This is a genomic window from Limnohabitans planktonicus II-D5 (assembly GCF_001270065.2).
Lineage (GTDB): Bacteria > Pseudomonadota > Gammaproteobacteria > Burkholderiales > Burkholderiaceae_C > Limnohabitans_A > Limnohabitans_A planktonicus.
In genome coordinates this window covers 111,143-124,756 of record NZ_LFYT02000004.1, presented here as the reverse complement: position 1 = coordinate 124,756, position 13,614 = coordinate 111,143, and the positions used below count along the sequence as shown (strand labels likewise).

Annotated in this window: 12 protein-coding genes; 8 read left to right on the top strand and 4 right to left on the bottom strand. The window is 60.2% G+C overall.

The annotated features are described in order from the left end of the window. The first annotated feature begins 35 nt into the window (after positions 1-35). From H663_RS25050 to H663_RS25035, 4 genes are all read left to right on the top strand, one after another. Positions 36-524, top strand: a complete 489-nt coding sequence (locus H663_RS25050) for a TRAP transporter small permease (RefSeq protein WP_053169692.1) — start codon at positions 36-38, stop codon at positions 522-524. After that, a complete protein-coding gene (locus H663_RS25045) occupies positions 521-1,837 on the top strand; it encodes a TRAP transporter large permease (RefSeq protein WP_053169694.1) in 1,317 nt (438 codons plus the stop codon). The genes H663_RS25050 and H663_RS25045 overlap by 4 nt, the downstream gene beginning before the upstream one ends. A gap of 113 nt (positions 1,838-1,950) precedes the next feature. Beyond that, complete coding sequence (locus H663_RS25040; protein ID WP_053169696.1) at positions 1,951-2,499, top strand: NUDIX hydrolase; 549 nt, start codon at positions 1,951-1,953, stop codon at positions 2,497-2,499. A gap of 86 nt (positions 2,500-2,585) precedes the next feature. Beyond that, entirely contained in the window at positions 2,586-2,819 is a 234-nt protein-coding gene (locus tag H663_RS25035; protein ID WP_053169698.1) for a hypothetical protein, read from the top strand. Between the two features lie 134 nt (positions 2,820-2,953). On the opposite strand, the gene H663_RS25030 is transcribed toward H663_RS25035, so the two are convergent. Beyond that, entirely contained in the window at positions 2,954-4,612 is a 1,659-nt protein-coding gene (locus H663_RS25030) for an acyl-CoA synthetase (RefSeq protein WP_053169699.1), read from the bottom strand. A gap of 136 nt (positions 4,613-4,748) precedes the next feature. On the opposite strand from H663_RS25030, the gene dnaG reads away from it, so the two are divergent. Next, positions 4,749-6,848, top strand: a complete 2,100-nt coding sequence (gene dnaG, locus H663_RS25025; RefSeq protein ID WP_053169701.1) for a DNA primase — start codon at positions 4,749-4,751, stop codon at positions 6,846-6,848. 725 nt (positions 6,849-7,573) lie between these two features. On the opposite strand, the gene cysE is transcribed toward dnaG, so the two are convergent. Next, positions 7,574-8,341 (bottom strand): serine O-acetyltransferase, encoded by a 768-nt coding sequence (gene cysE / locus H663_RS25020; protein ID WP_053169703.1) that lies wholly within the window; start codon positions 8,339-8,341, stop codon positions 7,574-7,576. Between the two features lie 11 nt (positions 8,342-8,352). Next, positions 8,353-9,084, bottom strand: a complete 732-nt coding sequence (locus H663_RS25015; protein WP_053171422.1) for an RNA methyltransferase — start codon at positions 9,082-9,084, stop codon at positions 8,353-8,355. Positions 9,085-9,243: 159 nt separating this feature from the next. Between H663_RS25015 and kefF the strand changes: the two genes are divergently transcribed. The 3 genes from kefF to H663_RS25000 all read left to right on the top strand — a co-directional run bounded on the left by kefF (position 9,244) and on the right by H663_RS25000 (position 12,790). After that, on the top strand, positions 9,244-9,792 hold the full coding sequence (gene kefF, locus H663_RS25010) for a glutathione-regulated potassium-efflux system oxidoreductase KefF (RefSeq protein WP_083451037.1): 549 nt from the start codon (positions 9,244-9,246) through the stop codon (positions 9,790-9,792). After that, positions 9,789-11,582 carry a glutathione-regulated potassium-efflux system protein KefC gene (kefC, locus tag H663_RS25005; protein WP_053169707.1) on the top strand — a complete coding sequence of 598 codons (1,794 nt, stop codon included), beginning with the start codon at positions 9,789-9,791 and terminating at the stop codon, positions 11,580-11,582. The genes kefF and kefC overlap by 4 nt, the downstream gene beginning before the upstream one ends. A 248-nt stretch (positions 11,583-11,830) precedes the next feature. Further along, positions 11,831-12,790: an inositol monophosphatase family protein gene (locus H663_RS25000; protein WP_053171425.1), complete on the top strand. Its 960-nt coding sequence runs from the start codon at positions 11,831-11,833 to the stop codon at positions 12,788-12,790. Positions 12,791-12,977: 187 nt separating this feature from the next. On the opposite strand, the gene H663_RS24995 is transcribed toward H663_RS25000, so the two are convergent. Beyond that, positions 12,978-13,439: a CBS domain-containing protein gene (locus tag H663_RS24995; protein ID WP_053171428.1), complete on the bottom strand. Its 462-nt coding sequence runs from the start codon at positions 13,437-13,439 to the stop codon at positions 12,978-12,980. Positions 13,440-13,614: the final 175 nt, after the last annotated feature.

The window sequence follows — 13,614 nt, the reverse complement described above, 5'->3', positions numbered from 1 at the left end:
CTTTTTCCACATTTCCGCAACGCGGACCTTTAACCATGTTTTCAAACTTACTAGAGCCGATCGCCCGACTCTGCAGCATCTTGGGCGGACTGGTCATGACCGGCTTGATGCTCATGACCTGCTACAGCCTGATTGGCCGCAATTTTTTTGACTCTGCCTTGATTGGTGACTTCGAGTTGACCGGCGTGGGCGCGGGCGCAGCCATTGCGCTTTTCATGCCCTTGTGCCAACTCAAACGTGAAAACATCATCGTGGACTTTTTCACCGCTAAATGCAGCGAAGGCATGGTCAACAGGCTTGACCGCATGGGCGATGTCCTGATGACCCTGATTTTTGGTTTGCTGTCCTGGCGCTGTGGCGCTGCCGCCATCAATGCCAAAGAAACCATGGGTGCCTCCATGCTGCTGGGCTTTCCTGACTGGATTGTCTTCACCAGCATGTGCATTCCATTTGGCATCACGGCACTGATTGCGCTCATGCAAGCGCGCTCCCAAATTGACCACAACGAGGAAGCCACAGCATGACCCCCATTCAATTGGCCTTGATGATTTTCGGCATCATGCTGCTGCTCATGGTGGTGCGTGTGCCCATCGCGGGAGCGATGTTCCTGGCAGGCACTGCGGGGTTCATCTTGCAGACCGGCATTCAGCCCTTTTTGAATTTCTTGAACAACCTGGCTTTCGCCCGATTGGCCAACTACGACCTGTCGGTGATTCCCCTGTTCATCTTGATGGGCCACTTCGCCACGCAAGGCGGCATCAGCAAAGCGCTGTTCCAGTTTGCGGCTGCGGTCATGGGCCGATTCAAAGGTGGTTTGGCCATGGGCGCGGTGTTGGCTTGCGGCGCATTCGGAGCCATCTGTGGTTCATCAGTGGCCACCGCAGCCACCATCACGGGCGTGGCATTGCCTGAAATGAAGCGCCATGGTTACTCTGGCCGCTTGGCCACAGGGACATTGGCTGCAGGTGGCACCTTGGGCATCTTGATTCCGCCCTCGGTCCCCCTGGTCATCTACGCCATCTTGACCGAGCAAAACATCGCCAAGCTCTTTGCCGCTGCGATGATGCCGGGCATCATCGCCATGGTCGGTTACATGATCGCCATCGCCATTTATGTGCGCTTGGTACCTGGTCAAGCCCCCGATCAGGAAGAACGTGAACGTCTGACTTTTGAGTCACTCAAAGGCATCTTGCCAATTGCCACCATTTTTGTGATTGTCTTTGGCGGCATTTACGCAGGCTTTTTCACGCCCACCGAGGGTGCTGCTGTGGGCGCAGCCTCCACATTCTTGGCGGCTTTGCTCAAGCAAGAATTGACCTGGAAAAAGTTCATCCAGTGCTTCCATTCCACGGCGATCAGCTCGGCCATGATCTTTTTGATCTTCATGGGTGCTGATGTGATGAACGCCGCCTTGGCGCGCACCCAAGTGCCCGCACAATTGGCCGAAATGGTGGTGGCCATGAACTTTGCCCCGCTGATGGTGGTGGCGGGCATCTTGCTGCTCTATGTGGTGCTGGGCGCGGTGATGGACGAGTTGTCCATGCTGCTTTTGACCATCCCGATCTTCTTCCCCATCATCATGAAGCTCGATTTCGGCATGACGCCCGAGTACACCGCCATCTGGTTTGGCATCATGGTGCTGATGACGGTGGGCTTTGGCATGTTGGCACCACCCGTGGGGCTGAATGTCTATGTGGTCAATGGCATGGCCAAGGATGTGCCGCTGAGCGAAAGCTACAAGGGCATCATGCCCTTCCTGATCAGCGACACCATCCGCACCCTGCTGCTGCTGTTCTTCCCAGGTATTTCATTGTTTTTGATCAAGTACCTCACTTGATCGCTCAATGAAACAAACAAGCCCCCAGAGCCTCATGCCTGGGGGCTTTTTTATGGCGGACTGGTTAGACTCTCAGGACCCCTTAGCCCACCGTACTCATTCAAAGCCTCTTCATGATGTTTGACCGCACCATCCGACATTGCCGCCAATGTGGCGCTTTGGTAGCTCGCCGCCTGCCAGACGACGGCGACACCAAAGAACGCGCCATCTGCACTGTCTGCAACACCGTTCACTACGAAAACCCCCTGAACGTGGTGGGCACGGTGCCGCACTGGGGCGAGCAGGTGCTGCTGTGCAAACGCAACATCGAACCGCGCAAAGGCAAATGGACCTTGCCTGCAGGCTTCATGGAACTGGGCGAGTCCACATCAGAGGGTGCAGCCCGCGAGACCACCGAAGAGGCCGGTGCGCAATTCATCATGGAAGACCTGTTCACGGTGATGAGCGTGCCGCGTGTCGGCCAGGTGCATCTGTATTACCGCGCACGCCTGACCAGCGACGTGTTCGACCCCGGGCACGAAACCATGGAAGCACGCCTGTTCAAAGAGGATGAAATTCCCTGGGACGAGCTGGCCTTTCGCACCGTCAAGGAAACGCTGGAGCATTACTTTGCCGACCGGCGTGCAGGCCACTTCAGCACACACGCATTCGACATCGCTTAAATAAATGAGTGCCCCTTGCTCAAAGTGGACATAGGCCTTCGATAATGCAAGGGTATTTCCCTCATCGATCTCTGCAAAGGCCTCTCATGATCAAGTCCATCACCGCTCTTGTGGCCAGCTTTCTGGCCGCCGCCTCCATGGCCCAGACCGCTGCCACGGCCCCCGCGCCAGCTGCTGCCCCAGCCGTGACCGCCAACCCGGCTGTGACCCCCACACCTGCCCCAGCTGCCACCCCCAAAGCCGAAGCACCTGCCAAGAAAAAAGCAGCCAAGAAAACCGCCAAGAAAAGCAAAAAGTCCAAAAAGAAGAACAAGGCCTGAGTCCATCGAAGCCTCGCAATTCCAACGGCACTGACCCACGTCAGACCCCAAGCCAAGGCCACCGCATGGTGGCCTTTGTCATTAGAGCAACAGAGAAAATACAGAGCCTCCCCGACGTCTTGTCCTAGCTTGACTTACACATCAATCGCCGCAGCCGACCCCGCCTGCTTGCGCAATTCAAACTTCTGGATCTTGCCCGTGCTGGTCTTGGGCAACTCGCCAAACACCACAGCACGCGGCACCTTGAAGCCCGCCAGGTGTTGCTTGCAGTGCGCCACGATCTGCTCGGCTGTGACCTGGGCGTCGGCCTTCAGCTCCACAAAGGCACACGGCGTCTCGCCCCAACGTGCATCGGGCTTGGCCACCACGGCGGCGGCCAGCACAGCGGGGTGGCGGTACAGCACGTCTTCCACCTCGATCGATGAGATGTTTTCGCCGCCCGAGATGATGATGTCTTTGCTGCGGTCCTTGATCTTGAAGTAACCGTCGGGGTACTGCACGGCCAAATCGCCGCTGTGAAACCAACCGCCCGCAAAGGCCTCTTGCGTGGCCTTGGGGTTTTTCAAGTACCCCTTCATGGTGATGTTCCCCTTGAACATGATCTCACCCATGGTTTCGCCATCTTGCGGCACGGGCTGCATGGTTTCGGGGTTGAGCACGCGCACATCGCGCTGCAGGTGGTAGCGCACGCCCTGTCGGGCGTTCAGCCGGGCGCGGTCACCAATGTCCAGCGTATCCCACTCGGGGTGCTTGGGGCACACCGTGGCCGGGCCATACACCTCGGTCAGGCCATACACATGGGTCAAGTCAAAGCCCATTTGCTCCATGCCCTCGATCATCGAGGCCGGGGGTGCTGCGCCCGCCACCATGGCCTTGATGCCTGCGGGCACACCCGCCTTCATGGCCGCCGGAGCGTTCACCAGCAAACCGTGCACGATGGGTGCGCCGCAGTAATGCGTGACGCCGTGGTTGCGCATGGCATCGAACATGGCCTGCGCGTCCACCTTGCGCAAACACACGTTCACGCCCGCACGCGCGGCCACCGTCCACGGGAAGCACCAGCCGTTGCAATGGAACATGGGCAGCGTCCACAAATAGGCCGCATGCTTGGGCATGTCCCATTCCAGAATGTTCGAGATCGCGTTCGTCGCCGCACCCCGGTGGTGGTAGACCACGCCCTTGGGGTTGCCCGTGGTGCCACTGGTGTAGTTCAGCGCAATCGCGTCCCACTCGTTGGCAGGCAGGCTCCAGGCAAAGTTGGCGTCGCCGCTGGCCACAAAGGCTTCATAAGTCACAGAGCCCAGCTTGTCGGTGGGGCCGGTGTACAGCGCGTCCTCCACGTCGATCACGAGCAAGGACCGGGTGGACTGGCGCAGCGCCAGGGCATTTTTCATCACGCCCGCAAACTCCGGGTCCACGATCACCGCCTTGGCTTCGCCGTGGTCGAGCATGAAGGCCACGGTCTCCGGGTCGAGTCGGGTGTTTATCGCGTTGAGCACCGCACCGGCCATGGGAATGCCAAAGTGCGCCTCCACCATGGGCGGTGTGTTGGGCAGCATCACAGCCACCGTGTCGTTCTTGCCAATGCCCGCCTGCGCCAGCGCACCGGCCAGTTGGCGGCAACGGCGGTAAGTGGTGGCCCAATCCTGACGCAAGTCGCCATGCACGATGGCCAGGCGGTGGGGGTAGACCTCGGCCGTGCGCTCAATGAAACTCAGCGGCGAAATTGGCGCGTGGTTGGCGGGGGTTTGGGGCAAATCCTGGTCAAAGATGCTGACTTGGGTATCGGTCATGGAGGAGTCCTGTTGCGGCTGACGGTTGGATACTGAACAGTTTGCCTGACCCGAGGCTGAAAGCCATGCTGGTTTGCCCCGAAACAAGTCTGTCGGCCAACCGGGATGGCGGGTACAGATCGGCGAAAATACCCCGATGGCCATCCCCCAGTCTTTCATCCAGGAGTTGCTGTCCCGCGTCGACGTGGTCGACATCGTGGGCAAGTACGTGCAGCTCAAGAAAGGTGGTGCCAACTTCATGGGTTTGTGCCCTTTTCACGGCGAAAAATCCCCCAGCTTCAGCGTCAGCCCCACCAAGCAGTTTTTCCACTGCTTTGGCTGCGGCAAAAACGGCAATGCCATTGGCTTCTTGATGGAACATGCGGGCATGACCTTCATCGAGGCCGTCAAAGACCTGGCCCAGCAAACCGGCATGGTGGTTCCTGAAGAGCAGCAGTCGCCCGAAGACCGCGCCCGCGCCGCAGCCGCCAAGGCCAAGCAAGACAGCCTGAGCGATGTGCTCGAAAAAGCGGGCGAGGCCTACCGCGAACAGCTCAAGATCACGCCGCACGCCATCGACTACCTCAAGGGCCGGGGCTTGTCGGGCCAGATTGCCAAACGCTTTGGCTTGGGCTACGCGCCCGAGGGCTGGCGCAGTCTCGCCAGCATCTTCCCCAAATACGACGACCCGCTCTTGGCCGAGTCGGGCCTGGTGATCGTCAACGAAGAAGACGACAAACGGTATGACCGTTTTCGGGACCGCATCATGTTCCCGATCCGCAACATCAAAGGCGAGTGCATCGGCTTTGGCGGGCGGGTGATCGGCAGCGGCACACCCAAATACCTGAACTCGCCAGAAACCCCGGTCTTTCATAAGGGCCGTGAGTTGTATGGCCTGTACGAAGCGCGTGAGGCCTTGCACAGCGCGGGCTATGTGCTGGTGACCGAAGGCTACATGGACGTGGTTGCCTTGGCGCAACTCGGCTTTGCCAACGCCGTGGCCACGCTGGGCACAGCCTGCACACCCGACCATGTGCAAAAGCTGTTCCGCTTCACCGATTCGGTGGTTTTCAGCTTTGATGGCGACGCCGCCGGCCGACGCGCCGCCCGCAAGGCGCTCGACGGTGCCCTGCCCTACGCCACCGATGTGCGCAGCATCAAGTTCTTGTTTCTGCCCGCCGAGCACGACCCCGACAGCTATGTGCGCGAGTTTGGCCAGGACGCGTTTGCCGAACAGATCAAGCAGGCCATGCCTCTGTCGCGCTTTTTGATCGAAGCGGCCAGCGCCGACTGCGACCTGCAAACCGCTGAAGGCCGCGCCCGTTTGTCGAGCCAAGCCCGCCCGCTGTGGCAGCTGCTGCCCGACGGCGCGCTCAAGCAGCAATTGCTGTCGGAACTGGCGCAACTGATTCAGCTGGAGACTGCAGGCCTTGAAAAACTCTGGGGCCAGCAAGCGGCCAGTGATCAACGGTTTGCCCCCGCCGCCCGCAGCGCCACACCCTCGCCCCAGCAGGCCAACGCAGCCTTCAGCCAGGCTTCGGCCAGCAGAGATGAATACCACCACTACGAGCCCCAGTATGGCGAGCCACCTGCATGGCCGGGTGGCTATGCGCAAAACCCCGCGCCCGCTGGCAACTATGGCGGGCAAAGTGGTTACGGCAACGCCGGGGCTGGCGGCAACAACTGGCCACGCAAAAATCCCAACTGGACACCCGGCTTCAAGGGCAACAGCCGCTTCAAGCGCGATCAGCCGCCCGTCTACACCGGCCCGCGCACCCCACCGGCCAGCCGCGCCGACCATGCCGCCCGCCTGCTGCTGAGCAATATGGCGCTGTGGGAAACCCTGGCCGGAGAAGACCACGCCATGCTCTGCGCACAGCCTGCGCCGCATGGTCCCTTGTTTGCCTGGCTCGAATCACAGTTTCATGAACAAGGCGCTTTGGGCTGGTCTGCCCTGCAAGCCGAAATGCAGGGCCAGGCCTTTGCTGACGATGCCCGCCGCTGGATGGCCCAGGACAATCTGGGGGTCACACCGGGCAGCGAAGAAGCCCCACCACCCGACCCGCAAGAAGCCCGACAGGAACTGCGCCGCCTGCTCAACATGCTGATGATCGACCGCCTCAAGCAACTCGAAACCGAAGCCCTGACGCAGGCCAGCACTGGTCAAGACCCCGAAGCCCAGCAACGCTGGCGCAGCCTTCACGAACGACGCAAGGAACTGATGGCCGCTGCGGCAGCAATCACAACCGTTCAGTGATATGGACTCCGCGATGCGCGGCTCTCCATCGTGCGCAAAAGTTTTATTCCTGTCATTGCGGGGAGCCTGCGACGGGGCCATCCAGTGGAGGCGCATGAAAAAAGCTTGAGTGCCAGATCAAGCTCAGAAGCTGGATTGCCACGCTTCGCTCGCAATGACGGGAGAAAAACTCGGAAGAACGGTGGAAAAATCGGTACAGCGGGGGAAAACTCAGACTGACGTGGAAAACTCGCGATGGCGGGTAGATTCCCCCATAGTGCGCAGTTAGTTTTCTACCTGTCATTGCGAGGAGCCTGCGACGCGGCAATCCAGTGGAGGCGCTTGAAAATGGCTGAATCGGTTGATCGACCTCAGTAGCTGGATTGCCACGCTTCGCTCGCAATGACGGGAAATAAGCTCGCAATGCGGTGAAGATGCGCGCAATCACTGGGAAAAGATTCGAAATGGCGGAGAAGATTCCCGCGTTGATATGAGGATAGTTTTCTTCCTGTCATTGCGAGGAGCCTGCGACGCGGCAATCCAGTTGAGGCGCTTGCAAATGCCTTGAGCGGCCGTTCAAGCTCAGAGACTGGATTGCCACGCTTCGCTCGCAATGACGGGGGAAAGCTCGAAATGACGAGAAAAAAGGTCGCGATGGCGGGTAAGAGGATCGCGAGGGAGGGTAAGAGGCTCGCGATGGCGGGGAAAAGGCTCGCCATGACGCGGAAAGCTCATTCCCGCCGAATTTACTTACCCACCAACTGGTTGAGCTTGTCGGCCTCGAAGGTTTCGCTGGTGGCGGCATCGCGGGGGACTTGCATCTGCTGGTGCGCCCCCAATTGCTCCATCGCTTTCCAGAGCATGGCAATTTGGTGCTCCTGGCCTGCGGCGTTGTCGATCAGGCCACGCAAGGCCTGGCTCAGTGGGTCGTCGTTTTGCGTCACGCCATAGGCCGAAAAACCCATTTTGGAGGCGACTTCTTCACGCTTGGCGTCTTGCTCGGCCTGAATGATGCGTGCCGGATTCCCCACTGCCGTGGCCCCGGATGGCACGGGCTTGGTGACCACCGCATTCGAGCCCACCTTGGCGCCGTCCCCGACCGAGAAGCCGCCCAGCACCTTGGCACCGGCACCGATCACCACGTCACGGCCCAAAGTGGGATGACGTTTGGCGCCTTTATAGAGCGATGTGCCGCCCAACGTGACCCCGTGGTAAATCGTGCAACCGTCGCCAATCTCGGCGGTTTCACCGATCACGATGCCCATGCCATGGTCAAAAAACACCCGCTGGCCAATTTGGGCACCCGGATGGATTTCGATGCCCGTGAACCAGCGCGACAGATGCGAAATGAACCGCCCCAGCCACTTGAAGCCATGGCTCCAGCACCAGTGCGCCCGGCGGTGCAGCACCAAGGCATGCAGGCCCGGGTAACAGGTCAGCACCTCCCAAGAAGTGCGTGCGGCGGGGTCCCGGTCAAGGATGCATTGAATGTCGGAGCGAAGGCGTGAAAACATAGGCTGCAAGTCTATCGCTTGGCGCTGGCCGTCTGGATCATGGCTTTGGCCACCCCGCGCAGGATGTGGATTTCTTCGGGACTCAAATCAGCCCGATTGAAGAGCTGGTTGAGCCTGGGCATGAGCTTTTTGGGCGCGGCCGGGTCCAAAAATCCGATGTCGCTCAGCGCCTGCTCCCAGTGGCCGAGCATGCCCGCCACTTGCTGCGCATCGGCCTTGTCCGCTGGCGGCACGGCGTCCTCCACCGGAAAGCCACCCAAAGCGACCCGCCAGTCGTAAGCCACCACCTGAATGGCCGAGCCCAAATTGAGCGAGCCGAACTGCGGATTGGTCGGGATCGACAGCGCCACATGGCAGCGGTAAACGTCCTCGTTTTTCATGCCAAAACGCTCAGAGCCAAACAAAAAGGCCACCGACTGCTCGGGCGCACCGGCTTGGGTCAGTTGGGCAAAGTGCTCACGCGGCGAACGGGTCGGCGGGCCAAAGTCACGCGGCGTCATGGCCGTGGCGCACAAATGGGTCACGCCGTCCAGCGCCTCGTCCAGCGTCTCCACCACGCGGGCCTTGTCCAGCACATCATTGGCCCCACTGGCCCGCTGGATGGTTTCTTCTTTGCGCAGCACATTCGCCCAGCGCGGTTTGACCAGCACCAGTTCGTCAAAGCCCATGACTTTCATGGCTCGGGCGGCGGCGCCCACATTGCCAGCATGGCTGGTTTCAATCAGGATGAATCGCGTTTTCATGCCCCGATTGTCCATGCTGGCGGCACCGCCGCAGCAGCACACTGTCGTCACGGCCTCAAGGTGACTGCAACCGACATCCTCACTGACGTGAGAAGATTCGTGGCTTTTTACTTGGATCACACTGAAACTGATCTGTTTTTTTACCTTTTTATATTTGCCATGCTCATTGTTCATGCTCACCCCCGGCCTTCCCAGTCTCGGGTGGTCAAAGACCTTTTGTCCGTGCTACAGGCTCGGCCCGGTGCCGAGGTGCGCTCGCTCTATCAGCTCTATCCCGATTTCGACATCGACGTGGAGGCCGAGCAACAGGCCCTGCTGCGAGCCCAGCACATCGTCTGGTTGACACCAGTCTATTGGTACAGCGTACCGGCCTTGATGAAGCATTGGATCGACCAGGTGCTGGCGCATGGCTGGGCCTATGGGCACGGCGGTGAAGCCCTGAAGGGAAAGGCCTGCTGGTGGGTCGCCAGTGCCGGTGGCTCACGGCCCGAATACACACCTGAGGGCACGCACAAGCGGCCATTTGCTGACTATGTGACGCCGATTGAAAACACAGCGCGCTTTTGCGGCATGCAGTGGTTCCGGCCCTTTGTGGTGCATGGCGGACACGCCATCGCCCCGCAGGCGCTGGGCGACTTGTGTGCCTCGCTCGAGCAGCAATGCGAAGCCTTTGAAGGGGTTCAGGCACAGGGAGTGACGGCGTCATGATGCAAGCGATTCTCTTCTTGTTGGCGGCACTGATCTTTGTTCCACTGGCCGTGCGCTTAGGTCTGGGCTCGGTGCTGGGCTATCTGGTCGCAGGTGTGGTGATCGGTCCGGTGGGCTTGGGCCTGGTGAATGACCCGGCCGCACTGCTGCATGTCTCGGAGCTGGGAGTGGTGCTGATGCTGTTTGTCATTGGCCTGGAGCTGGAGCCCAAGCGCTTGTGGGACATGCGCAGCGCCGTGTTTGGCGGCGGCACGCTGCAAATGCTGGCCTGCGCGGCAGCGCTGTTTCCGGTAGGGCTGCTGATGGGTTGGAGCTGGCAGGCCAGCTTGATCGGAGCCCTGGCCTTGGCGCTGTCGTCCACTGCCATCGTCGTGGCCTTGATGCAAGAGCGCAATCTGATGGCCACCCCGGTAGGCCGCAGTGGCTTTTCCATGCTGCTGTACCAAGACATTGCGGCCATCCCGCTTCTGGCATTGGCCGCCGTGCTGGGCACAGCGACACCCGCCGCTGAGCCGGCGGCGCACAACAGCAGTGGCCCGCTCTGGCAGATGGGCGCCGTCGCTGCCGTCGTGGTGCTCGGGCGCTATGTGGCCTATCCGGTCATGCGCTTTGTCGCCCGCATGCAGGTGCGCGAGCTGTTCACCGGCTTTGCCTTGCTGCTGGTGCTGGGTGTTGCAGCGCTGATGGAACATGTGGGCCTGTCCATGGGCCTGGGGGCTTTTTTGGCGGGCGTCTTGCTGGCCAGCTCAGAGTACCGCCATGCGCTGGAAACCGACATCCTGCCCTTCAAAGGTCTACTGCTGGGCTTGTTCTTCATTGCGGTGGGCATGAGCATGGAATTGGGACTGCTGGCCAGCAGCCCCGTTCAGGTAGTGTTGGGTCTACTAGCCGTTGTGGGGCTCAAGCTTCTGGCACTGTGGCGTCTGGCCCCGTGGGTGGGGCTGAAAGGTCGCGACAAAGCCCTGCTGGCCGTGCTGCTCTCTCAAGTGGGCGAGTTTGCGTTTGTCGTGCTGTCTGCGGCCAAAGTCTCCGGCGCCCTGCCAGCGGCTCAGGCCAACTTGCTGACTTTGATCTCGGCGCTGTCCATGGTCAGCACCCCCTTGTTGCTGATGCTGTTTGACCGCTGGTGCCGCCAAAACACGCAAGCGCGTGAGGCCGATGCAATAGAGGAGGATCACCCGCCGGTGATCGTGGCTGGCTTTGGCCGCTATGGCCAGACAGTGTGCCGCCTGCTGCTGGCCGCGGGGGTCAAGCCCACGGTCATTGACCACGACGCCGACACTGTGGACAGTGCACGCCGCTTTGGCTACAAGGTTTATTTTGGCGATGCCACACAGCCCGACTTGCTGCATGCGGCCGGTATTCACCATGCCAAAGCCATGGTGGTCGCCGTGGATGACCCTGCCCAGTGCAATCGCTTGGTCGAAGTCCTGCGCCATCAATTTGCCCATGTGCAGATCGTCGCCCGCGCACGGGATGCCTTGCACGCCATGGATCTGGCCGAGTTGAAGGTGCCCTATGTGGAGCGTGAGGTATTTGAATCGTCGTTGCGCAGCGGCCGCTCAACACTAGAGGCACTGGGCATGGACAGAGTCCAGGCCAAACAGATGGCCGATAACTTCAGGCGCTATTCTTTGGATTTCTTGCGCAAAGCCCAGGCCGAGCGCAACAACGAAGAACACATGATCGTACGGGCGCGCCAAGCCCGCGAGCAGTTTGAGCGCGAAATGCAGGCTGACCAAGAGCGTCAGGCCCGCCATGATGGCAAGGCGGGATGGCATGTGTCTTGATGGCGATGCAGACGCCTTGGCCTGCAACAAACCATGTTTCAGGCTGACAGCACCATCACCCTTCATACTCTACGAAGGCTACGTTTGACAGACCGCAGGCCAACATTGCTGCGTGTGATGTCCCCGCTGTCACCTGTGCGCGATGCACTGCCGAGCCGTGCAGATACCATTTGAGGGCAATTTCATGAGAAAATCCGCCCCTTGTCGCCGCGATCGTGCGTGCGTTGCACCCGTTCTTCACACAATTCATGTCGTCCAATCTCCACCCCATGCTCAACGTGGCCATCAAGGCTGCGCGCGCCGCTGGCGCCATCATCAACCGCGCCGCGCTCGACGTTGAAGCGGTTCGCATCTCGCAAAAACAGGTCAACGACTTCGTCACCGAGATCGACCACGCGAGTGAAAAAGTCATCATCGACACCTTGCTGACCGCCTACCCTGACCACGGCATCCTGGCTGAAGAGTCGGGCAGCACGCATGGCAACCCGCTCGCTGACCACATCTGGATCATCGACCCCCTGGACGGCACAACCAACTTCATCCACGGCTTCCCTGTTTATTGCGTGAGCATTGCCCTGCAAGTGCGCGGCAAGATCGAGCAAGCCGTCATTTACGACCCCACCCGCAACGACCTGTTCACCGCCACCAAAGGCCGTGGCGCCTTCATGAACGACCGCCGCCTGCGCGTGAGCAAGCGCATCCGCCTGCAGGAATGCATCATCTCCACCGGTTTCCCTTTCCGCAAGGGCGACAACTTCAACCAGTACCTGCGCATGATGGGCGACGTGATGCAGCGCACCGCAGGCCTGCGCCGCCCCGGCTCGGCGGCACTCGACCTGGCCTATGTGGCCGCAGGTTTCACCGACGGTTTCTTTGAAACAGGGCTGTCGCCTTGGGACGTGGCTGCAGGCTCGCTCTTGGTCACGGAAGCCGGAGGCCTGATCGGCAACTTCACGGGCGAGTCCGACTTTCTGGAACAAAAAGAATGCCTGGCCGGCGCGCCCCGCATTTACGGCCAGTTGGTTGGCCTCCTTGGCAAGTACAGCAAATTTGCCAGCGCGGGCGACAAAGCTGCCGTGCGCACTGCCGTCGAGCGACTGAACCGAGAACGCACAGACGACTCGCACAACCCTGACACCGAATCCACAGACACGGTTTCAGACGACAGCGCCCAAGCCAGCGACGAGCGCAAAGACGCGCCTTTTTGATCCGGCCGCAGGCGCTGCACAACAGCAAACATCACGACGTGGCTTGCGCTGCCCACGCTGGTGCGGCGCTCGCAATGTCCTCAAGCAGCGCCAGCAAACCCCTCGCAGGTCGGCGGCTTCAGCCCCGACTTGGTGACTGCGGATAAACAAACAGTGTCGCAGCTCAAGCACCGACCTGCAAATACGCTCACCGCCTGCGCACATGCTCTTGTTTGATATTGCGGTCAATCGTGCCCACCAGCATGTTCAGCTCCAGCGCCAACACTTTGAGCACATCGTCCATGGTGACGATGCCCACCAATTCGTATTGTTCACCGACCACAGGTACACGGCGCACACCGTGTTCACGCATGACCCGCATCAGGTCAAGCAGCGAGTCGGTTTCCTTGGCGGTCACCAGGCGATCGGACATGATGTCCTCCAAAAGCAAGGGCTCGGGGTCCAGGCCTGTGGCCACAACGGCCATCACGATGTCTCGATCTGTGACGACCCCACGCACAAGGCGGTGGCCGTTTTGATCTGCCACCACCACCAAGGCACCGACATGCTCCTCGCGCATGAGTTGGGCTGCAGCCACGAGACTGGTGTTCTCATAAGCTACTGTGACTTTACGTTTGCAGATTTCGCCCGCTGTCAATTCTTTGCTCATGACGGCTCCTTCAAAAAGTGGAAATTGCTTGCCACCCGACATGGACATGTCGGGAAAAAAGCCCGACGCCCTGACGGCAAGAAGTCAAGCCAGCATGTCCATGGTGATTGCATCCTTCAGCGAATCAGTGAGTCACCGCCCCCATCGGACACGCTTGAAACGAGGTCGGCACCCA

Excerpts from the sequence above, each read along its gene's own strand:
- H663_RS25050 (WP_053169692.1), top strand. The coding sequence starts at position 36 with ATGTTTTCAAACTTACTAGAGCCGATCGCCCGACTCTGCAGCATCTTG.
- H663_RS25045 (WP_053169694.1), top strand. The coding sequence starts at position 521 with ATGACCCCCATTCAATTGGCCTTGATGATTTTCGGCATCATGCTGCTG.
- H663_RS25040 (WP_053169696.1), top strand. The coding sequence starts at position 1,951 with ATGATGTTTGACCGCACCATCCGACATTGCCGCCAATGTGGCGCTTTG.
- H663_RS25035 (WP_053169698.1), top strand. The coding sequence starts at position 2,586 with ATGATCAAGTCCATCACCGCTCTTGTGGCCAGCTTTCTGGCCGCCGCC.
- H663_RS25030 (WP_053169699.1), bottom strand. The coding sequence starts at position 4,612 with ATGACCGATACCCAAGTCAGCATCTTTGACCAGGATTTGCCCCAAACC.
- dnaG (WP_053169701.1), top strand. The coding sequence starts at position 4,749 with ATGGCCATCCCCCAGTCTTTCATCCAGGAGTTGCTGTCCCGCGTCGAC.
- cysE (WP_053169703.1), bottom strand. The coding sequence starts at position 8,341 with ATGTTTTCACGCCTTCGCTCCGACATTCAATGCATCCTTGACCGGGAC.
- H663_RS25015 (WP_053171422.1), bottom strand. The coding sequence starts at position 9,084 with ATGAAAACGCGATTCATCCTGATTGAAACCAGCCATGCTGGCAATGTG.
- kefF (WP_083451037.1), top strand. The coding sequence starts at position 9,244 with ATGCTCATTGTTCATGCTCACCCCCGGCCTTCCCAGTCTCGGGTGGTC.
- kefC (WP_053169707.1), top strand. The coding sequence starts at position 9,789 with ATGATGCAAGCGATTCTCTTCTTGTTGGCGGCACTGATCTTTGTTCCA.
- H663_RS25000 (WP_053171425.1), top strand. The coding sequence starts at position 11,831 with ATGTCGTCCAATCTCCACCCCATGCTCAACGTGGCCATCAAGGCTGCG.
- H663_RS24995 (WP_053171428.1), bottom strand. The coding sequence starts at position 13,439 with ATGAGCAAAGAATTGACAGCGGGCGAAATCTGCAAACGTAAAGTCACA.